The following is a 21533-nucleotide window of genomic DNA, read 5'->3' as shown; positions in this document are numbered from 1 at the left end:
AATAGTTATGGTTTTAGAACCCTTTGTATTAGTTTTTATAATTTGGCACATTCGTAAAAACTTACGTTTGTTTTCGCCAAATACCCATTGGGATAAAAGCCTCTTATGGGCCATGGTTGGGATAGTAATTCTTTTTATATTAGAAAGAGCAATTCCCATAACGGTTGTTATAAATTGGATATGGCACTTATCGATACTGGGAATTGGGTATCTGGTTTTTAGGCTTCCACTTCTTGAACGAATGCGAACTATCATAATAGCCGTTCTTCCTTTAATAGCCATAATTACTATTGGAGATCTGGTTAAAATTATTTATTTACCCCTTTACGAAAAAATAGATGATTTTCTGAGCTTTGCCATTGTCTTTTCCATAGCCTGGATGATTGCCATGCTGATACGATCAAACAAACAGAATAAAGCCCTTAATAAAGAAAGACAAAAAACACTGGCAGAAGAAGAGCGAAACAAATTCATATCGGCACAAAAAGAAAAACTGGAATTGATTGTTGAGGAAAGAACGGCGGAAATAACAAAACAAAAAGATGAATTAATGGATGCTTTCACTGAATTAAAAAATACCCAATCGCAACTGGTCCAATCTGAGAAAATGGCATCTTTAGGTGAACTTACAGCAGGGATTGCGCATGAGATTCAAAACCCTTTGAATTTTGTCAATAATTTTTCTGAAGTCAGTACGGAGTTATTAGACGAAATGATGGACGAACTAAAATCAGGAAACACGGAGGAGGTTTTGGCACTTGCATCGGATGTTAAAGCTAATCAGGAAAAGATAAATCATCACGGCAAAAGAGCTGGTGCGATTGTCAAGGGAATGTTACTGCACAGTCGGACTAGCTCTGGTAAGAATGAGCCTACTGATATCAACGCCTTATGTGATGAGTACTTGCGATTATCCTATCATGGATTAAGGGCAAAAAATAAATCTTTTAATGCTGACTTCACAGCAGATTTAGACAAGAAACTTCCAGAAATAAAAGTTGTGCCTCAAGACTTTGGTAGGGTTTTACTCAATTTGATAAACAATGCTTTTTTTGCAGTGAATGAAAAATCAAAAACGGAGAACAAAGACTTTAAACCATCAGTCATTGTCAAGACCAAACTTGAAAAGACGAAGGTCATTATTTCAGTTTCTGATAATGGTTCAGGAATTCCTGAGGATGTCAAAGAAAAGATCTTTCAACCCTTTTTCACGACCAAACCTACAGGAGAGGGAACCGGGCTCGGGCTCTCTTTGAGTTATGATATCGTAACAGCACATGGCGGAGAACTGAAAGTGAAGACGAATGAAGGCGAAGGGACAGAATTTATAATCATATTACCTGTTTAAATTATGAATGTAAGAAACGTATTGATTAGCATGATTTTTATCCTAGTCTTTGCTCCTTTAAAGGCACAGGATACGCTTTTCGTTGATCCAGATAAACTGGATAGTTTGAAGGTGCTTGTTTTTAAACGCAACCATAATGATAAAGAAAGGATAAGGTTACTCAATGAGTATGCCCGGATGAGTTTTTATAATCAAGAAATTATTCAGGGATTTACCGCAACAATAGAGGCAATAGAATTGTCAGAAGAAATTGAATATAAAGAGGGAGAGATCATGTTTCATGAGACCTTGGCTGCCTTCCTGGGCCCGGGAGATATTGTTTCATATCATCATCAGAAGGCAAGGATGCTATCCACACAATTGAATCAAAATGATTCTTTTTCTGAAGTCCAGCTTCCAGATGGCTATCCGACGCCTTATAATGAAATCTCATATAAGAAACTGTTGAAGGCATCGGAACACTTCAAGGATGTTGAGAACAAGGAAGTATTGGCTGTGATATATGATCACCTTGGCTATTACTACTATACCATAAATAATATTGATCAATTTAGAATAACAGCGAATAGTATCATAGCTATTTATTCAGATTTGGAAGAATTTTATCCAATATTCCTCTATTATTCTTATTTGGGTTATGTTGCTGTTGAAGAAAATGATGTTGCTGAAAAGGAAATCATTCAAGCCAAAATTAAAGAATTGGTTGCGTCCATGAAAAACAAAACTGAGACAGGACCATTAAATTTTCAATTGGCAAATTATTATCGAATTAATGGGCAAAATACGATTGCTATAGAGCATTATTTACTGTGTATTGATTTTTTTGAATCAATTAATGATTATTTTATGTTGACCGATGTGTATAGTCAGATGTACCGACTGTATTCAGATTTAGAGATGTTTGATAGAGGCGCTGAAGCAATGGAGAACAGAGTCAAGTTATTGGAGACACATAATTTATCATCAGATATGTTTAATGCATACAATCAGGTAATGTGGGCCATGTACGATGCTAAAAATTACGAAAAAGCGCGCTATTATAATGAACTTAAAAAAAGTACATCCACGCCGCTTACTGCCGAAGAATTCGTAGCCGATAGTTATAGCCTTGAAGGTCATATCCAAATGGATAATAAACATTATAGGGCAGCCATTTCGCTAATTGAAAAGGCGCTTGACGTATCAATGAGATTGAATAGAGTTGATAATGATGAATGGGAAGCCTATCGTATTGCAACTTGCTATTATAATCTTAATGAGCATGAAAAAGCCTTAGAATATGCTTTGCTAAGTCAAGAAGTACTGCATGAAGACAATGTCAGATTAAAGAAGCGACTAAACATGACATTATCAGATATTTATGACGCGCTGGGAAATGAGAAATTGGCATATAAGCATTTAAGGGTCTACAAAGATCTTATCATAGAATCAGAGGATATTGATATTGCAAACGTTCTTATGAAGGCAGAAGTCAGGTCAGTTATTGAAAGCAATCAAATGGAAATTGACTCACTTGAAAGAGAACAATTTATAAAAGAGCAAGAAAACAAGAACCAGCGCTTATGGATCATAAGTATTGCAGGTGCACTCTTATTTGCCTTAATACTTAGCTTTATATTGTTTAGAAATAATAAAAACAGACAAAAGGCGAATAGTATCCTGGTACAACAAAAAGAGAAAGTTCAGGAGACTTTAGAGGAACTAAAGGTCACACAATCTCAATTAGTACAATCTGAAAAGATGGCGTCTTTAGGAGAGCTCACTGCAGGAATTGCACATGAAATTCAAAACCCACTTAATTTTGTGAATAATTTCTCTGAAGTTTCTCAGGAACTGATGAAAGAAATGCAAGATGAAATCAAGAAGGGTGATAAGGAAGAAGCCTTAGAAATAGGAAATGATATTGAACAGAACCTTGAGAAAATACATCATCACGGTCAGCGTGCCAGTGAAATTGTAAAGGGGATGTTACAACACAGTAGAAGTAGCACTGGTATCAGAGAACTAACAGATATCAATACCCTTACTGATGAATATTTAAGATTAGCTTACCACGGTTTGCGGGCAAAAGATAAATCGTTCAATGCCAAACTGGAAACTAATTTTGATGAGCAGCTTAAAAAGATAAACATCATTCCTCAGGAAATGGGAAGGGTGATATTGAACCTTATTACCAATGCTTTTTATGCTGTCAATGAAAAGAATGCACTTCACCCAGAGAATTATGAGCCAAAAGTGACTGTAAGCACTGAAAAGACAAGAAATGGCGCTGTAATTACCATAAAGGATAATGGGAATGGTATTCCGCAAGAGGTGTTAGATAAAATCTTTCAACCCTTTTTTACGACCAAACCCGCAGGGCAGGGAACCGGGCTTGGGCTTTCATTGAGTTATGACATTGTAAAGGCACATGGGGGAGACTTGAAAGTGGAGACTGAACAAGGCACAGGGACTGTTTTTAGTATAATGCTGCCGGTGTAGACAATGGAAATCAAATGGGCTATAATTCTTATGGCCGTTTAGTCATTGTCTTAGAAATTGAATATTTCTCTTGATTAGTTCAAGATACTGTCTTGTAAAATAGAGTTTGAGAATTTAAAAAAACCATTTCAGATTAATGAAATGGTTTTCTTATTCAGAAATCGATGTGAAATCTGAATTTAACTCCATTTTTTGCCTAATTCGGGTAGATTAGCCTTCATTAAGTCATCGGGTGACATCGCGATATTGAATTCGCAAATCGCGTCAAACTTTAGAAACCAAGGTTCGCAAACAGATGGGATATCTGATGCATTTTCCACATCCACAACCATTGTAGCTCCTCGATGACCATCTGACTCAGTGAAATAAATACTTTCAGGTTTGGTGTCATCTATGATGCGCCCCATTAGTTCTCCTGCTGTACCATTGATCACCATTGAATTGAATGGTTCAATAGGTAAAGTCACATTAACAATCATTTTCATATCTGTAAAATTATAGGTTAAAAAATCAGTGAGTATTAAAGTAAAATAATCTCATTTTTAAAAGCAAGTCATTTAGGACGAGCCCTACTAATTATTGTCCAAAGACATATAAATATTTATCAATGGCATTTTTAAAATATATAATTGATAGTTACGTTTTATTATAGAAGATTAAATAAAACGCTATGAAAATCTGTGAAAAAGAGAAGAGAAATTTGAAAATTGAACTTATCGTATTTGTGATTGCTTGCTTTGCATCATTCTTTACTTTGCTAAACTTTTTGTAATAGGAATAAATGGTAATTTAGAAGACCTGAAACTACTTTCATAAGATGATTTATCTTAGGAAGATTTTTGCATGCTCCTCTGTTTCTTAAGATAAGCATCATAGCTATTGAATCCTGCTTTCTCATACAATTGCCAATACCTGGGATCATCCTTGATAAAATCAAATCGACCATCGGTCAAAAATGAGATCCATGTTTCTTTATTGTCATAAGCTTCATACAGGTACTGGATAGTCTTTTCTTTATCTTTAATCCAGGCATAATAAGTTGCCTTATAAAAAGAGCGCTGAAGTTGTTTTACACTAACGCTTTTATCATATTCAATCATTTTAATGACTGCAGTTTTAAAGTCATTTTCCTTAAACAATACTGCTACTTCTTTTTGTTTATCATGAAATTCTATGAAGTGAGCTATGACTTTACGAGCCTTTTCAAATTCACCCTTCTGTATGTAACTTAGATAGAGAAATTGATCGGCAAAAGGTCTGTCAGGATTTTCCTCAAGCAGTCGTTGGCAGTGTTCAATGCACTCGTCATATCTAGCTCCAACGAATAGATTTTTTGCTAATTCTCTTTTCCCTTTTTCATTCAAGGGGTCAGAATCCGTGGCTTCCTGAATCAATAAGAGCGCTTCATCGATTTGCCCAAATCCAGATAAAAATGAGGCCAGGGCATATTTTTCATCAGCGCCTCCAGGATTAAGCGCAACAGCCTTCCTTTTTTCTTTTTCTGCCTGCACCCAATTAAACTGGTGAAAATAATAACTTCCCATAGCCAGATGAACCCCTGAATTAAGGGAGTCTAATGATAAGGCCCTTTTTGCCATGATCATAGCTGAATCACGGGCAATGTTTCTTTTTTCCATATCTGCTTCCGCCCAATCTGTTTCATTAAAATAGGTAACAGACAAATAAGCCCAAGCTTCGGCAAAACTGGGGTCTAGCTTCACGGCTTTTTCAAAGTATTGCTTGGGCACCAATACTTCATCTTTATCTAAATTAAGAGGTCCATTGACCAACTGTAATTTTCCTTTCAAATAGTTTTCAAAAGCCAAGGGCTTAATTTTTTTGGGCTGAAGCTGACTTTTAGCGTTAAGCCCTAAGTTTGATTCTATTTTTTCTACTACATCTATGGCTATGCTTTGTTGTAGTACAAAAATATTTTCTAAATCATCATCATAGGATGCCGAAAAAATGACAAAACCATTTTTTGCATCTGTAAGTCTAACCGAAATCATAATCTGGTCTAGCTGCCTGCGAACGCTGCCTTCTAAAATTGTATTGGCATTTAGTTGATCTCCAATATGGATAAGGTCATCATTTTTATCTTTAAACGAAAAAGAGGAGGTATTTCCTATCACCTTAAGATCCTGAAATTTACAAAGGGCATCTATGATCTCGATGGCAATTCCATCACTTAAATACTCCTGGTCTTTATTAGGACTCATGTCTCTAAAAGGAAGTACGGCAATCGAATGTTCTTGAGATGACTCGGCTGTAGAAAACATGTTTGTAGCCTTTGAACCTGAACTGTCGATAAAATTTACACCTATTGCAATCAGCAACATCACTACAATAATGATGTTGAGTCGTTTATTGGTAGTCGCAGTAACCGATGCATCTGTTAAGATGCTATCTGTTTTCTTCAGGCCTTCGGGGGTCACATCATAGACCCACGAAAAAGCCATCCATACCGGTAAGCCAATTGCCATTAAGATCATCAAAGTCTTCAAAGCCCATGTTGGTGCCTGAAATATGGGAAGGATAATTGTGAGAACCTGAATTAACACCCAAGCAATCACAATGTAGGCCATAGTCGCCTTGATAACATTTCTGCGCTTAAGTTCTTTAAAAAGTTTCATCTCTGGGATGATTTATCTTTAAAGTTAAGATTAATTTTTGAGTTTTTATAGTAGAATGATTCTAAAAAAGGAGGTGTAAGATCTAAGACCTTACTGCCATTTTTTCTGTTTCTACCTTGTAGCTATTTATGGCTTGGAATCTAATATCTAGAGATTTATAATTATAAAATTATTTAAAATAGTATCTTTAAATAATCAATAATTAATCTTAAAAATCATGGCCAGAATATTTTTACTCGTTTTTTCTCTGTTCTTTTTTGTGAGCACTTACAGTCAATCTGAAATATATGAACTTCGAGTTTATGAAATGGATTTTTTCAAACCTGAGAAAGTATTGCATGACCATTTTCAAAATGCTTTGATACCGGCACTAAATCGACAAGGGGTTAAGCATGTGGGCGTTTTTGAAGAACTCGGACAAGCCTTGCCTAAAAAAATATACTTATTAATTACTTATGATGATATACAGGCCTTTTCAGGAGTTGAAGCAGCACTACTTAAGGATGTGGCCTTTGCAGAGGCAGCTGATTCTTATTTGAACGCGCCACCCGAGGAGATTCCGTTTAAAAGAGTATCAAGTTCGTTAATCAGAGCTTCTACTGAATTTACGAATTTGGTCAAGCCTTCAGAAGATGCTGGCGTACTTGAATTACGCATTTATGAAGCTTATAACGAAGATGCACTCCGTCGAAAAGTGAAAATGTTTAATGATCATGAGTTTCAAATTTTTGAGGATGCCGGATTACCAATGGTGTTTTTTGGAGCAAATATTTCTGGAGATCAAATGCCTTGTTTGACTTACTTATTGGCCTTTAAAGATATGGAAGCACACAAAGAGGCCTGGTCTAAGTTTGGTCCGCATCCTGAATGGAAGCGAATTATAAAACTTGAAGAATATGCCAATACGGTGAGCAGTATCACTAGAATATTTTTGAAGCCTTTGGATTATTCACAGTTCTAGTCTGAGAAAAAGAAGTCTCTGTTAAACTTTTAAAGAGTTGACATAAAACATGTCAATTTCTCCTTTGTTCTTGGCTTTTATTTTCCCTCGGTATTCACAATCAAAATCATCTTTAATAATTTGATACGTGTCACCTGAAACATTTATTTTCCCTGGAGTTCCACTGCTCTCCATACGTGATGCAGTATTTACTGTGTCTCCCCATATATCATAAGCATACTTGCTTTTGCCCACCACTCCGGCAGTCACCGGACCTGTGTGAATTCCGATACGGACAATAAAATTGGGTCTGTTTTCTTTTTCTTTAGTCTGGTTTAATGCTTTAAGAAACTTCAATATTTCATTTGAAGCATTTATCATGTTAATAGTAGATTCATTATTTTCACCTTCATCCAGACCAGAGGCACATAAGTATGAATCTCCAATTGTTTTTATTTTTTCAATTTTATATTTTAAAATAATATCATCTATTCCAGAGAAAAACTCATGTAATTCATTAACCAGCATATCGGCATCCATGCTTTCTCCAAGTTTCGTAAAACTAACAATATCGCAAAACATAACAGACACATTATCATAGCTTTGTGCCTTATAACTACCCGTGCTCTTCAGTTCTTCGGCAGCATGTTTTGGTAATATGTTCAATAAAAGCGAATCTGATTTTTCTTTTTGTTCCTCAATTTCTAATTTTTGTTTTTCAATTTCCTTGGTTCTTTCCACCACTTTTTCTTCGAGGTTTTCATAAAGCAGGGCATTGTCTATAGAAATCCCAATTTGCCCGGAAAGCATTTGCAGTAAATTGATTCTATTTCGATTAAACACGCCTTTTAACAGGTTGTTTTCAAGATATAGTAAGCCGTTGGTCTTTCCTTGAGAAGTCAAAGGAACACACATCATCGAAATGGTTTGGTTCTTTATTACAAATGGATCATTATTAAAGCGTTCTTCAATACTGGCATCATTTACTACTTCACTTTCGTCAGAATGCCTGCTGTAATTAATAAAGGTATGTGGCACCAAATCAGACTGATCAAATGGTATTGAAGGAAGAATTTTGATTTCTTGATTGCCACTAACTCCTTCCGCTTCAATGCATAATTTATCACCTTTTTGATGCAGAAGTACGCCTCTTTCAGCACCTGCATTTTCAATAGTGATTTGCAATAATTTTTTTAACAAGTCAGAATATTTCACTTGACTCGCAATACTTTGAGAAGCTTTTATTACACTAGCAAGGTCTAATGCAGAACGGCTTGATGTTGAAGTTACCGAACTTAGAGAGAAATCTTTTATGTTTTTCTGTTTTGACTTTAGTTTACCCATTTCTGGATAATCGTTAATAAGCTGATCGCATTTGATGGAACATCCCCATTCGTAATAAGCATCCCAAGCCTCACTTTGATAAGTCATACTTTGTTTGGTCAATTGCTTGGAATGACATAAGAAAGCAGCTCTTTCGTTTGCAATTGCTTCAACATACTTAAACTTGTTTTCTGAGGCGGTTTTGATTGATTTTTCGTAACTGAGAATAGCATTTTCAAAATCGTCCTGGATAAAAAAGTATTCGGCCTGAATTAACTGATAATGTTGTAAGTGATTTTCAGGACAACCCTTTGACCATAATTTTAGATCTTTTAAGAACGTTTTGAATACTTTGAGGTATTTCTTCTTATCCTTTGAATCCATACCTGAATAAGTCGCAGAAATTGAAAGTGATGTATAAAAGGCATGTAATACTTCACATAATTCGCCAACAAAATTATCCTTATATTTTAAAACCAGTTCATTTTCTTGGACGGCTTCATCATATTTTTCGAAGTAATATAAAGATGTCAAACGTGCTGTATGAAAAAAGCCAAGTTTGGTATAATTGCCTTCTTCCTCAATCCGCTTTAATTCTTTTTCACCATTAAAATGCTCATCGTTCCAAGTGTTGTTATTCGTCTGACCCGTAAGTCCCTTTGCCATCTGATGAAAGCATTGAAAGAAATCAAATCCACCCAATCCTTTTTCAATCAAAGAAATATGCTCTTCTGAATCTTTGATGAGGATATTCAAATTAATTCCAGCAATAAATTGAAACCTTTGGTATACAGAAACGCTGTATCCTGTAAATATTTGATCGCCGTTTAAAACACAAGCTTTTATTGTATCAAGTATATTTTGGAAGTCATCACGATATGGTTTTCTCCAAGTATTCCCAAAGCAAGTAACAAGATAATTCAGTCTCCATTTAATAATAGGAGATTTTGTTTTTTTATTTAGCTCTATAGTGAGTTTCCAAAGACTTAACCCTTTGTTTTGGAGCTTTAAAGCCGATAAAACAACGGTTGACAATCCTGAAAATCCCCAGCCACTTGCATCTGTAAGTCCTTTCTGAAGAGAGATCTTTATGATTCGCAAAACGACCATCATCATTAGATTTTGATTTGTCGTATAGGCGCTTGAAGCAAGGTCTATCATTAATTTCCCTAGAGCAATGTTTTCCTCATCAGTCGATTCTTTTATTCGTGCAAAATCTTCCGGTTTTTTATATTTAGTTGAAAACAAAATAATATACTTCATCAGGTTCAGCAGTGCACCTGTTTGAATTAATATTTTGTTTTTAGGAAAGCGAATTCCATAAAGTTTAGCAGCTTCGAGAGCTAAGCGAAGTGACTCTTGTGAATTACCAATTTTTAAATAAAGCGACGTATGAACTGAATAAACTTTGAGTTTATCATAATTGGTTTTAGCATTGTTTAAAACTAACTTAAGGTACTCTTCAGCTTTATCAGGATTGTGATTTAAATACTCACATTCTCCCAGTTCTTTTAAAATATTATAGGTCAAGTCATAGTTTGAAGGCCAGCTGTTGGGTCCAAGTAATGTTTTTCCCATTTCTAAAAATCGAACCGCTAAATCATAAGAAATTGATTCTTTCGCTTTTTTTCCAGCGATAAGACAAATGTTTGCTATTTTCTCTTTTTCTTCATGATTTTCAACTAAATCAAGGCTTAAAGCAAAATGATTCAGTAATTCAAAAACGCCTTCTTGTAATTCATTTTCACTCTTGTTCTTTAACATGAGCCGACCAATATGCAAATGCATTGGGGCCAGTTTGGAATCTTCGATTAAATTATAAGCTGCCTGTTGAACTTTATCATGGGTAAAAGTGAATTGTGCAGAGAAATCTGCCAGGTTGTAATCTATATCAGCATTTTGATTGATTCCACTAAATGCCAGAGACCGGTATTTTTTATCTAAAGCATTTATGTGCCCTTCTTTAATAGCGGTTTTTAATGAGTCATATATACTTGCCGGGGATTTGCCAGTTACCTGAATAAGCTCTTTTAGTTTGAAAGTGTTACCCAGAACGGCTCCATACTTTAAAACTTCTTGTGTAGCATAAGGAAGTACAATCAATCCCTCTGTCAACAGATCAATGACATTTTCGGTATAACTTAAATTTTCAATTTGGTTTAAATCAAAAACCCAATCTTCATTCTTATCCTTCCATATAAGCCCTTTGTCAAATAGTGATCTCAGAAAACTGTGAATGAAAAAGGGATTTCCTTTAGTTTTTAGAAATACTTTTTCCCCCAGAATTGATGCCTGATCTTTAGGCATTGCAAAAGAATCGGAAGTAATCAAGCAGGTAATATTCTCATCCAATGGCTTTAGATGAATCGTTTTAACCTTTTTATTAGCATCATCAATTTGCTTTAAAGTAATCAGTAATGGATGCCCTTTTTCCACCTCATTATCCCTGTAGGCTCCAAGGATAAGAATGTTATTTTTTCTTGGCTTTTCAATAATTCTTTTTACCAGGTTCAAAGAAGACAGATCGGCCCATTGTAAATCATCAAGAAATATTACCAAAGGTTTTTCCTCAGTGCTAAATGCCGTAATAAAATCAAGCAGTACCATATTGAATCTTGATTCTTGTTCTGCTGGTTGCAGCATGGGTACCTCAGGGTATTTTTTAATGATTTTTGATATCAGCGGAATTACTTCAGCGATTAATCCGATATTATCCCCTAGTAACAGTTCTATTTTATTTTTCCAGATTTCAATTACTTCATCGGGCTCCGAAAGCAGATTTTTGATAAACTCTTCTATCCCTTCAATAAATGCATAATAAGGGATATCCTGTTTAAACTGGTCAAATTTACCACTTAAAAAAGTGCCTCCTTTTTGAATAATTGGGAATTTGACATGCCTGATAAGTGCAGATTTACCTACCCCAGAGTAGCCTGCAACCAATACAAGAGCAGATTGTAATATCGTAAGATTGTCATAGTAATTTAACAGCTCTTTTTTTTCATTCTCCCGACCGTAAAGTTTCTGACTCTGTTTGTATTCACCCGAACTATCCTTTGCTCCTGGGGAAAAATCAATTAATGATTTTTTGGCCTTTACATGTTGACGAATGAGCTCCAAATCGTGTTTTAAACCCTTAGCACTCTGATAGCGATCTTCCGGATTTTTTTCCATTAATTTAGAAATAACCTCTTCCAGTCCATCGGGTAGGTCTGAAAGAATTGTATTCAAAGAAGTAGGTATTCTGGAAAGATGAAAATGAATAATCTCCAATGAATCAATTGAATCAAATGGAGGTTTCCCAGCCACTAATTCATAAAGTAAAATACCCAAAGAATAAAAGTCACATTGGTGTTTTACCAAATATGCTGTTCTGCCGGTCTGTTCAGGTGAAATATAGTTTAAGGTACCTTCAATTTGATCTACATTCAGCATGTCATTGCTTTCTGAATGAAGATTTGATGAGATTTCAAAATCTATCAATTTTACTTTTCCATCTTTAGTTAGCATTATATTAGATGGGTTGATATCCTTGTGTATTACTCCTTTCTCATGTATATAATGTAAAATATCTGCAAGTTGAATTGAAATATCCAGGACATCATCAATAAATATATTCTTTTTGAAAATGGATTCTTTTAAATCGGTTCCTTCAATAAATTCTTGGACAAGAGCGATATTCTTTCCTCGAAAAACTATTTCATGAACTTTAGGAATTCCATCATGATCGAGGTCTTTTAAAATATCATATTCATGACCAAATTTTGAAGTGTTAGGAAAGTTCTCATTATGCAATATGGATTTTTTCAACACCACTTTTTGATTATCGATTTCACGATTTGCCAACCAAATTTCATGCTGCTTATTTATATTCAGGATTTTCAAAATTGAATATCCCTCAAATGATATGTTTTCCTTTGAATTCAATAGTTAATCTTTTATTATCTGTAGTAAACCGTAATACCATAATTTGTCTTGCAGGGCTTCATATTGTTTGATGGATGCCAAATGATTTCCGTGGTTCACATCATTGCGCAAGCCTATTTTTCTTAGAAAAGTTCCCAAGCCCCATAGCTTATTTGACATGGAGTGAAGGTGTGACAATGAAGGCTCTGTAAATTTTGTAATATCATCTAATTTAAAAGAGGTGAAACCCGCATCTTTTACATTTTTCTCATGTTCTGGATAGGTATCAATATCATTAATTGACCATCCATCCAGCCACGAGTGCAATAATGCTTCTCCTTCAGCTGCTAAAGGGCGGTCTGTTCTTATATAATCAGCACAAACCAATCGTCCTCCAGGTTTTAAAAGGCGATAAGCTTCTTTATAAAAATCGGCTTTATGCATGGCATGGCACATACTTTCGCAGGCCCAGATGACTGAAAAACTCTCATCTTCAAAATTAGTTTTGCAATAATCCTGTTCAGAAAAATTTACCTTGGCGTTAAGCTGTTTTTTAGAAGCCAGTTTTTTTGCTTTTTCTACCTGATGAGGCACTAAGGTAATGCCTTCTACTTCAACATTATAATTCTCAGCGAGCCAGATGGAACTGCCTCCTCGGCCGCAGCCAGCATCTAATATGACATCACCATCTTTAACTTCACCTGTTTTTGCAAGCACCTTGTTCAGATTTAAAAGCGCTTCCTTATGCGTTGTTACTTCGTCATCATAGAATCCGAAATGAACAGAATTGTGATTATTTCTATACCATAAAAGCCTGTAGTCTAGGCGCGTATTATCATAATAACTTATAATTGATTCTTTATAGTTTATATCCATTTAATATATTTTTAACCTTTTAATTGCCAGTTGTCTTGTAATGTTTTAGGAATTCGAAATCCTGTCTCTTTTCCTTTTCGGAAATGTCCATTTAAAATGGCAATCATGATACCACCCATAGCAGACATGGAATCCAGTATCATTTCCTCTTCGAGTTGTTCTAAAGGGTCGCCAGTATCTTTGTGATGCAAGACATTGTGCAATAAACCAATATGAACGTCTATTAAATGCTGTTCTTTTTGAGAGATCCCAACAAGATTCATTAGGAAATCAACTATTTTTTGAAACCAGCCCTTATGAGCAACTGGTTCATTCTGTTTATTATCAATTCCATCTTGAATGATAGTCTTTTTTTCTTCATTTAATTTCTGATAATAATCCTTTAGCTCAGTATGGTGATGTCTGCGAAGTTCTTCTTCATGTTTATTCCTTTCTTCAGTAGTAGCGTGAATAACAAAAAGTTCTGGGAATTCATCTTTATATGATGGCCCCAGCATTTTTTCGAAACTGTCCGGAAATTGTTCATCATGAAGCATTCTCCTCATCATTATCAGCGTCAGCTTCGTAGGTAAATGGAAGGTATTCATCGTTTCAACCAAGGCTTCGGCCAACATAATTCCTGAATGTGATTTGTCTTTAAATAGATGAGCATAAACCGTATGCTGAAGCTTCCATGCATCTTCAACATTTTTAGCGATGAGGTCATCTTTAACCCCCATAATTTTGCCTATGGTTTTCCAGGTATGGAACCAGGCCGTTTGTTCTTCAGGGCTGAGATCATCCCCTAGTATTTGAAGGCCATGAAAGAATTCAAGTGAGAAAACCTGATTCGTGGCTATTAAATCTTCCTGACTAATTGGTTTTCCCCATTCAGGATTCCATTGATCATCAGATGTATTGTCGTCTAAAATGACATGCCGCATCCCTGCGTGCATGATGCGAATTTTTGTCGCGGTAAGAATTCCTTTATTTTCAGGTGTCCACCAATTTTTGTCCATGACATCAAAAACGAATTGGGCTGTTTCAAAAATGCGTCTTTCCGCATGGGTAATCAATAACTTGGTCATTCGTAAAACATTGGCCGGTTTTTCAGCTCTATATGTATAAGGAAGCGCTCTGAAAAAGAGGATGAAGATAAATTTCATACCTTTTTTCTCCCAAATTTTTTGTGTCTGATTGAAGTATTCGATATCTGTATCACTAAACTTGAAATCGAGTTCTTCCTTTATTAAATCTTGCAAAGCTTTGGGTAATTCAGAAGAAACGACATCATCGTTTTTGACCATACCGACCATATCATCATTTTTTGCCATTTTCTTTAGTAATCCTGTAAGATGTCTCATATCTTTCTTTTCAGAAAAAAGAGATTTAATAGCATCATCTGCCGGTGGGTCCATAATGAGTCGTTGATCCTCGAGGTTTATCCCATTCCATTCATATTTAGTTTTTGCCATAATGTTAGATTTCGATAGTTAGATTCGGGTTTAAGATAAATAAAATTGTTGGTTTAATACAAAAACGCTTTAGGTTCATGAACCTAAAGAGATCGAATCTTACTGATCTATGCAAGTCAAAAAGGACCAATGGGGTGAATTCCTTTCCCAATGACCAGTATTTGTTTTCAAAGCTTATGTTGAAATATGTTATTCTGCCAAGGCTACTTTTAAGGCATCGATCAATTGATCAATTTCTTCTGCTGTAGTATAGTGTAAAAATGATATTCTTAAAACACCAGGTTGTGTGGGGATATCCATATCAATTAAGGGGCGAACGGCATAAAAATTACCCATGCCTAACATAATTTTTTGTTCGATTAAGGTGGCATAGACTTTTTTGATGTTTTTGTTTTTTGGCATGATTGAAATAATGGGCGCTCTGTCTTCGGAATCAGCAGGCCCTACAATTTCAATATCGTTTCGGCTTCTTAAAAAATTGAGCAAACGATCCATCAAAAGTTTTTCATGCTCCTGAAACAACTTGTTAATTGCGCTACTTCTTTTTTCAGGACTGGCATCTTGATCAAAATGATGTTCGTATACCGCGTCAAAATAATCAATAATACCACTTGCTGCTGCTATCTGCGCATGATCAGGCCCTGCAGGTGTTAACATGCTTCTGGTGATTCCTTCTTTAAAGTAATGGGATTGATTTGTCATTTTTAAGATCAAGTCTTGATCAACATACATCAGACCCAAATGAGGTCCAAAAGTCTTGTAAAGCGAGAAAAGATAAATATCACTTTCCAGCTCTTTAACGTCGGGGAAGCCGTGAGGCGCAAAGCCCACTCCGTCAACCACTGAGAGGGCACCATTTTGATGTGCGATTTGGCTGATTTCTTTAACTGGATTTACATGACCTATCACATTTGAACAATGTGGAAAGGCAACCATCTTAGTGCGTTCAGAGAATAAACTTTTTAGCTCATCTATGCCAAGCAATCCTGTTTCAGAATTTACATGCCATTCAATAATTTTAATGCCTCGCTTTGCCAGATTCCTCCAAGCACCGGCATTAGCTTCATGATCTTGACAAGAAACAATAATCTCATCACCACGTTCCCACATGGGGCGCATCGCATTGGCCAAGACATAAATATTTTGAGTTGTTGAAGGGCCGAAGTGAATTTCAGCTGCATCTGCATTCAAATAGCCGGCTAGTCGGGGGTAGGACGCATCCATTAGCTTACCTGCCAGCGTAGAGGCCGGAAAGGGATAATGAACCTGCACCTTGTTTTTCATGTAGAAATCAGTCAAACGATTGATCACCTGTATGCAAGGGTACGAACCACCGGCATTTTCGAAATGTGCCCAACCTTGAAGAGTTGGTTCAGTAAAAGCTGGAAATTGGGAGCGTACAAATTGAAGATCAAGTTTCATAATGTGGTTTCGTTTATGCGATGTATAAAGTAAAGAAAAAATTACGCAACCTGAGGCTTCAACCTAAAATTTCAATCATATATTATCGAGTATGAAACTGGAATTAAATAAGTCTCTGATTTATAACTTAATCCATGGAATATGAGTATTTTTGCCGACAATTTGAAAAATAGCAAGGATGAAGCGTATCAATGAATATAAAAAGATTTTTGAAGTAGAAGGGAATCTTAATTTGAAAGAATTAAAAACGACCTACAGAGGCTTAGTTAAGCAATGGCACCCTGATAAGTTTCAGAGCGAAGAAGAAAAGGAAGAAGCAGGTAAGGTAAGTTTGAAAATCATTGATGCCTATCATTTTCTAGTAAGTATTGCGCCAGAAACGAAAGAAGCTAATTTAGAAGCATTCACAAATACGATTACCGAATCTCAAGTAGCCGATTACTATCACAAGAGTATGCTATTGGAAGTTACATTTACCGACGGTAATACTTACGAATTTTTTGGGGTGAACCGTAAACTGTTTATCAAATTTGTGAATAGCAGGTCTATAAACAATTTTGGAAAAAGAAATATTTTCAACTCCTACCTATACAGAAAATCAAAGAAAGCCTCAGTGATTGCTTAAAATCAGTGATGGCTTAAGAGTTGCTCACTGTAAATTCCCGAGGTGATCGGAGGTGATCACCTCACCTCCGATCACCTCGGGAATTTTTTTTGAAAGGAATTCGATTTTTCAAGACTAAGTTTTTAATTCAATTTGAAAATTAGTTATGATGTCTAGAAAAATACCTTACCAATTGATCTTAATTATCGGATTTATTTTCCATTTTTCTGATGGAATATATGCACAGGGCTGCAGTGACGCTGGAGTTTGTACCATTGATAGTTTTAAACCTCACGATCACGGTGATGCCCAAGAATATCAAAATACTTTTAAAGCCGGTTTGAATTTTGGAGCGGCAGATTATGATATCAATGTTTTTGGCACCTATTTAGATTATAGAAGGAAAGTAAATGAGAACTTATCTGTAGATGCTAAGTTGACTACCTTGTCTCAGTCTGGTAATGATATTTCAGCCTTTGGCCTTTCAGATATTTATGTGAATGGTAACTATAAAGTGGGTAAAAGAGCCTCTCTGACCTTAGGATTTAAGATTCCACTGATGGATGCCAATAGGAAAGAGAATGGGTTGGCTTTACCGATGGATTATCAATCGAGTTTAGGAACCTTTGATTTGGTCCTTGGGTTTGGTTATGCGATTAAGAAACTTCAATTACTAGCGGCTATTCAGCAACCGTTGACACAAAATAATAATGAGTTCCTTTCGGATTTATATCCGTCGAGTTCGCCATTAAGTGAGTTTCAATCTACGAATCAATTTAAGAGAAGCGGTGACATTTTAATAAGGGCTTCCTATCCATTAAACTTAGGACAAAAGTTTGTTTTCACGCCTAGTCTACTGCCTATATACCACTTGGCGAATGATAAATTTACCGACATTGATGGTATAGAGAAAGAAATAGACGGATCACAAGGCCTTACCTTGAATTGGAATACTTATTTTGATTATTATATCAATGATAAACATGCTTTGCAACTTAGTTTAGGAGCACCATTTATTGTAAGAGATACAAGGCCTGACGGTTTGACTAGAAGTTTTGTGGCCAATATACAATACAGGATTAATTTTTAATTGAGGCATCATCGGTGGCCTTTATACCCTCTACAAAATACATTTTAACTTACCTCTATTTTTGAGGTGATCGGAGGTGAGGTGATCGGAACTGATCACCTCACCTCCGATCACCTCGGGAATTTCTAATTCACCCCTCAATATCGGCCTTCACGCCCTCTACAAAATACATTTTCAACTTGCCTCTATTCTTGGTTTCTATTTCTCCTCTATATGTACAATCAAATTTATGTTTGATAAACTCATAGGTAGATTCAGAGACATTAATTTTCCCGGGTTCAGAATTGGATTCCATCCGTGAAGCAACGTTTACGGTATCTCCCCAAATATCATAGGCAAACTTCTTTATGCCAACCACACCGGCTACAACTGGGCCTGAATTTACTCCGATTCTTATATCAAAGTGTGTGATCTTATCCGAATCATCCAATTTAGTTTCCTTTACAAATTTTGAAATATCCAAAGCGGCTTCAACAATTTTAATGGCATGGTCTTCAGTTGGAAAGGGTAGTCCACCTGCCACCATATAGGCATCGCCTATAGTCTTAATTTTTTCAAGACCATATTTTTGAACAATTTTGTCAAATTCAGAATAATAGAAGTTTACACTTTCTACAAGTTGTTCAGGAGATAAGTTTTCAGATTTCTTTGTAAATCCCTTAAAATCAGTAAATAGGACGCTGGCCTGGTTTATTTTTCGAGGCTTTACTTTGCCATTTTTAAGAAGCTCTTTAGCTGTTTCTTCGGGGAGTATATTTCGGAGTAATTTGTTAGATAGGTCTCTTTCCTTTTGAATTATAGAGCTGGTTTTTTTAATAAATAAATTTCGCCTTAATAATCCTATTACTAAAATTGTAATCAAGATTAATGCAGTGACAATAGCAATTATTGTAATACGTTGTTTTTGCCTCTTTTGATCTAATAGATCAACTTCTATCTGTTTTTGAGACACTTCATAATTCGTTCTTAAATCCGCAATATTTTCAACAGTTTCAATGTTGATGATACTGTCTCTAAAAGTGTAGTATTTAGTTAGATAAATGTTAGAAGCTTCAAAATTTCCATTTGATTTATTTAGTTCAGAGAGTTTAAGACTGGCGTCTCTGATCCCCTTTTTTAGTGCGTATTTTTCAGCTAATTCATACCCTCTGTTTGCATATAAAATAGCTTTACCAAGGTTTTTTTTTCTTAGGTAAATATCAGACATATATAATAGGTAGGTAATGATTGGAGAATAATCTTTAGTTTCTTCCAAGACTAGTATCGCTTCATTAATATTGGATTCTGCTAATTGATCATTTCCAATTTCTGCATAGACCATACCAACATTCCCTTTATTATAAGCAATGCCAATAGAGTAATCAATGGCTTTAAAAATAAGTCCAGACTCTTCAAAATTGGTTAAAGCTTCGGAGTACTGTTTGTTCTTAAAATAGGCATCACCTGAATTTAACAAGACTGACGCTAATAGAACTGAATCATTTTTTTTTCGTAATATTTTTATGGATTTATCATAGTAGATATTGGCATTGTCAAAATTGCTCAAATTTGAGTATACATCGGCAATGGTCATATAAGCGGTGCCCTCAAGTTTTAAATCGTTGTTTTCAATAGCAATTTCTGCACACTGAAAAAATGCCTCTATAGCGCTTTCTGAGTCACCTATATATTTGCGGCTATTACCTTTTTGAAAGTACCCTTTATACAGGTATTCGTAATTGTTAAGATTACTAGCCAATTGTATTAACTCTTCGCAATACTTTAGCCTTAATTCATGGTCGTTCCTTTCATTAAATGCTAGTTTGTTTAGCAACCATAATCTCTCTTCCCCATTGACTTTATTTTCAGAATAAATAATGGCAAGGCTATCTGCTACCCTTTGGTCTTGTGCAAATGAAAAGACGGAGTTGAAAATAATTAAATAAAAAAATAAATAGGAGCGTAATGAATTATTCCACATCTTTTAGTATTCTAATATTATGGATCAACTTCGATTTGTGGGTCGATACGAAATACTACCTTCTTTAGACCGCCATTATTTCCTTCACAAATCTGAAAATAAATCTTATATATTTCTGATTTACCTTTTGTATTGTTACTAACAGTTCCAATTACATTTCCGTTATCGTCGCAACAACGTCCTCGCAAGTTTTTTCTGCCAAAAATATTACTATCAGATTCATGTTTTATTTTGGTAATTATTACTTTATCATTAGGAGAACTTATCGATAAGCCCGACCAAGTAATGGTATCATCAGCTTCAACTTTAATCTTAAATTTATGGTTGTCTTTGTCCATATCATACTGGTCAAAAGAGGAATTCTCGTCAATAGTGCACTTGTCGATATTTTTTGTGTCAACATATAAAATAACATTGTGATTTTTTCTTGAATCTTTATTATGCTTGGGGGCTTTCATAAAACGCATTATAAGGTTAATAATTATTTTTCTAAAACCAAGATACGTTCTTATGAAGTTCTCTTCAAATCAACAGGGACGAATGACACTTATTCCTATCCGAAGATGTCATAATAGTTTTCAAGGCAGTTTTTTTTCTTCTGCATTGATATCGTTTATGACACAAAATAGTCGCCGCGAAAAGCTTATTTATCTGATTGAAATTTTATTATGTCTTGTAACAAAACACTTTCATAAACGTCTTTTAAATAGAATCTTTATTAATTCAAATCATGAAAAAAGCAATTTTATTTTCAATCTTCATCGCCTTATTTATTGTCTCATGTGATGACGATGAAACCTACACAGGAGAAGGCCCGATTGTTACTGAGGAATTAACTTTACAGGATTTTTCAGGCATTGAAGCCATAGGTTCTATGGATATAATCATTTTAGAAGGCGCTGAACAAAAAATAGAAGTGACAGGGCACGCTAATATCATTGAAAGAGTAGAAACTAGTGTGAGCAATGGTATCTGGAAGGTCAAATTAAAAGATGGAAGTTATAAAAATGCTGATTTGACATTTAATATTGTAATCCCAATGCTCAATCGGGCAAGTATAGAAGGTTCAGGAGATATTTTGATCAATGATTTCACAAGTGTAGAAAACGTCTATTTAGGAATCATCGGTTCTGGGAACATTCAATTAGATGAAAATGATGGATGTGCAAATCTTGTCGTTGAGATTGAAGGTTCAGGCCATGTTAATGCTAAAGAAGAATTCGAAGACATTGAAAGCTTGGATGTTGAAATTATTGGCTCAGGTTCTTTTGACGGATTTCCGGTAGAAGCTGATCAGGTGATCATAAATATCGTTGGAAGTGCAGATTGTGATGTTACGGCAAATATCAGATTAAAGGTTGATATCGATGGCTCCGGAATAGTCAGTTACAAAGGAAACCCAACGATTGATTCTAATATTTCAGGTTCAGGAAAAATCATCAATGCAAATTAGTATTTGACGGCCTCCCAAGTAGTTTTCGTGAAAGGCTGGTCTA

Annotated in this window: 14 protein-coding genes; 6 read left to right on the top strand and 8 right to left on the bottom strand. The window is 35.3% G+C overall.

From position 1 onward, the window contains the following. The first annotated feature begins 7 nt into the window (after positions 1–7). Both QWY87_RS09215 and QWY87_RS09210 read left to right on the top strand, forming a co-directional pair. Positions 8–1348, top strand: a complete 1341-nt coding sequence (locus QWY87_RS09215; RefSeq protein ID WP_290290491.1) for a sensor histidine kinase — start codon at positions 8–10, stop codon at positions 1346–1348. A 3-nt stretch (positions 1349–1351) separates the two neighbouring features. Continuing rightward, on the top strand, positions 1352–3829 hold the full coding sequence (locus QWY87_RS09210) for an ATP-binding protein (RefSeq protein ID WP_290290489.1): 2478 nt from the start codon (positions 1352–1354) through the stop codon (positions 3827–3829). Between the two features lie 179 nt (positions 3830–4008). Here QWY87_RS09210 and QWY87_RS09205 read toward each other — a convergent pair whose 3' ends face one another. After that, positions 4009–4314 carry a panthothenate synthetase gene (locus QWY87_RS09205; protein WP_290290488.1) on the bottom strand — a complete coding sequence of 102 codons (306 nt, stop codon included), beginning with the start codon at positions 4312–4314 and terminating at the stop codon, positions 4009–4011. A 342-nt stretch (positions 4315–4656) separates the two neighbouring features. Further along, positions 4657–6462, bottom strand: a complete 1806-nt coding sequence (locus QWY87_RS09200) for a tetratricopeptide repeat protein (protein ID WP_290290486.1) — start codon at positions 6460–6462, stop codon at positions 4657–4659. A gap of 217 nt (positions 6463–6679) precedes the next feature. On the opposite strand from QWY87_RS09200, the gene QWY87_RS09195 reads away from it, so the two are divergent. Beyond that, complete coding sequence (locus QWY87_RS09195) at positions 6680–7423, top strand: NIPSNAP family protein (protein ID WP_290290484.1); 744 nt, start codon at positions 6680–6682, stop codon at positions 7421–7423. 21 nt (positions 7424–7444) lie between these two features. Here the strand turns inward: QWY87_RS09195 and QWY87_RS09190 are convergent, their stop codons facing one another. From QWY87_RS09190 to QWY87_RS09175, 4 genes are all read right to left on the bottom strand, one after another. Next, positions 7445–12571 carry an adenylate/guanylate cyclase domain-containing protein gene (locus QWY87_RS09190; protein ID WP_290290963.1) on the bottom strand — a complete coding sequence of 1709 codons (5127 nt, stop codon included), beginning with the start codon at positions 12569–12571 and terminating at the stop codon, positions 7445–7447. Between the two features lie 84 nt (positions 12572–12655). Next, complete coding sequence (locus QWY87_RS09185; RefSeq protein ID WP_290290482.1) at positions 12656–13507, bottom strand: SAM-dependent methyltransferase; 852 nt, start codon at positions 13505–13507, stop codon at positions 12656–12658. A gap of 11 nt (positions 13508–13518) precedes the next feature. Continuing rightward, positions 13519–14961: an oxygenase MpaB family protein gene (locus QWY87_RS09180; protein ID WP_290290480.1), complete on the bottom strand. Its 1443-nt coding sequence runs from the start codon at positions 14959–14961 to the stop codon at positions 13519–13521. A 189-nt stretch (positions 14962–15150) separates the two neighbouring features. Continuing rightward, positions 15151–16383, bottom strand: a complete 1233-nt coding sequence (locus QWY87_RS09175; protein WP_290290479.1) for an aminotransferase class V-fold PLP-dependent enzyme — start codon at positions 16381–16383, stop codon at positions 15151–15153. Between the two features lie 178 nt (positions 16384–16561). On the opposite strand from QWY87_RS09175, the gene QWY87_RS09170 reads away from it, so the two are divergent. Together QWY87_RS09170 and QWY87_RS09165 are read left to right on the top strand one after the other, a co-directional pair. After that, a complete protein-coding gene (locus tag QWY87_RS09170) occupies positions 16562–17008 on the top strand; it encodes a KTSC domain-containing protein (protein WP_290290478.1) in 447 nt (148 codons plus the stop codon). A gap of 148 nt (positions 17009–17156) precedes the next feature. Then, on the top strand, positions 17157–18077 hold the full coding sequence (locus QWY87_RS09165; protein WP_290290476.1) for a hypothetical protein: 921 nt from the start codon (positions 17157–17159) through the stop codon (positions 18075–18077). A gap of 130 nt (positions 18078–18207) precedes the next feature. Here the strand turns inward: QWY87_RS09165 and QWY87_RS09160 are convergent, their stop codons facing one another. Together QWY87_RS09160 and QWY87_RS09155 are read right to left on the bottom strand one after the other, a co-directional pair. Continuing rightward, positions 18208–20037: an adenylate/guanylate cyclase domain-containing protein gene (locus QWY87_RS09160; protein WP_290290474.1), complete on the bottom strand. Its 1830-nt coding sequence runs from the start codon at positions 20035–20037 to the stop codon at positions 18208–18210. A 17-nt stretch (positions 20038–20054) separates the two neighbouring features. Then, on the bottom strand, positions 20055–20495 hold the full coding sequence (locus tag QWY87_RS09155) for a hypothetical protein (protein ID WP_290290473.1): 441 nt from the start codon (positions 20493–20495) through the stop codon (positions 20055–20057). 272 nt (positions 20496–20767) lie between these two features. On the opposite strand from QWY87_RS09155, the gene QWY87_RS09150 reads away from it, so the two are divergent. Then, positions 20768–21490, top strand: coding sequence for a head GIN domain-containing protein (locus QWY87_RS09150; protein ID WP_290290471.1), 723 nt, complete (start codon positions 20768–20770; stop codon positions 21488–21490). The last annotated feature ends 43 nt before the right edge of the window (positions 21491–21533 follow it).

It is taken from the genome of Lutimonas halocynthiae (assembly GCF_030409835.1).
Lineage (GTDB): Bacteria > Bacteroidota > Bacteroidia > Flavobacteriales > Flavobacteriaceae > Lutimonas > Lutimonas halocynthiae.
The sequence above is the reverse complement of the archived record's forward strand: the minus strand, read 5'-3'. Positions and strand labels throughout refer to the sequence as shown.

What these genes read in the sequence shown, in the direction of transcription:
- QWY87_RS09215 (WP_290290491.1), top strand. Translation starts at nt 8, where the DNA reads ATGGTTTTAGAACCCTTTGTATTAGTTTTTATAATTTGGCACATTCGT.
- QWY87_RS09210 (WP_290290489.1), top strand. Translation starts at nt 1,352, where the DNA reads ATGAATGTAAGAAACGTATTGATTAGCATGATTTTTATCCTAGTCTTT.
- QWY87_RS09205 (WP_290290488.1), bottom strand. Translation starts at nt 4,314, where the DNA reads ATGAAAATGATTGTTAATGTGACTTTACCTATTGAACCATTCAATTCA.
- QWY87_RS09200 (WP_290290486.1), bottom strand. Translation starts at nt 6,462, where the DNA reads ATGAAACTTTTTAAAGAACTTAAGCGCAGAAATGTTATCAAGGCGACT.
- QWY87_RS09195 (WP_290290484.1), top strand. Translation starts at nt 6,680, where the DNA reads ATGGCCAGAATATTTTTACTCGTTTTTTCTCTGTTCTTTTTTGTGAGC.
- QWY87_RS09185 (WP_290290482.1), bottom strand. Translation starts at nt 13,507, where the DNA reads ATGGATATAAACTATAAAGAATCAATTATAAGTTATTATGATAATACG.
- QWY87_RS09180 (WP_290290480.1), bottom strand. Translation starts at nt 14,961, where the DNA reads ATGGCAAAAACTAAATATGAATGGAATGGGATAAACCTCGAGGATCAA.
- QWY87_RS09175 (WP_290290479.1), bottom strand. Translation starts at nt 16,383, where the DNA reads ATGAAACTTGATCTTCAATTTGTACGCTCCCAATTTCCAGCTTTTACT.
- QWY87_RS09170 (WP_290290478.1), top strand. Translation starts at nt 16,562, where the DNA reads ATGAAGCGTATCAATGAATATAAAAAGATTTTTGAAGTAGAAGGGAAT.
- QWY87_RS09165 (WP_290290476.1), top strand. Translation starts at nt 17,157, where the DNA reads ATGTCTAGAAAAATACCTTACCAATTGATCTTAATTATCGGATTTATT.
- QWY87_RS09160 (WP_290290474.1), bottom strand. Translation starts at nt 20,037, where the DNA reads ATGTGGAATAATTCATTACGCTCCTATTTATTTTTTTATTTAATTATT.
- QWY87_RS09155 (WP_290290473.1), bottom strand. Translation starts at nt 20,495, where the DNA reads ATGAAAGCCCCCAAGCATAATAAAGATTCAAGAAAAAATCACAATGTT.
- QWY87_RS09150 (WP_290290471.1), top strand. Translation starts at nt 20,768, where the DNA reads ATGAAAAAAGCAATTTTATTTTCAATCTTCATCGCCTTATTTATTGTC.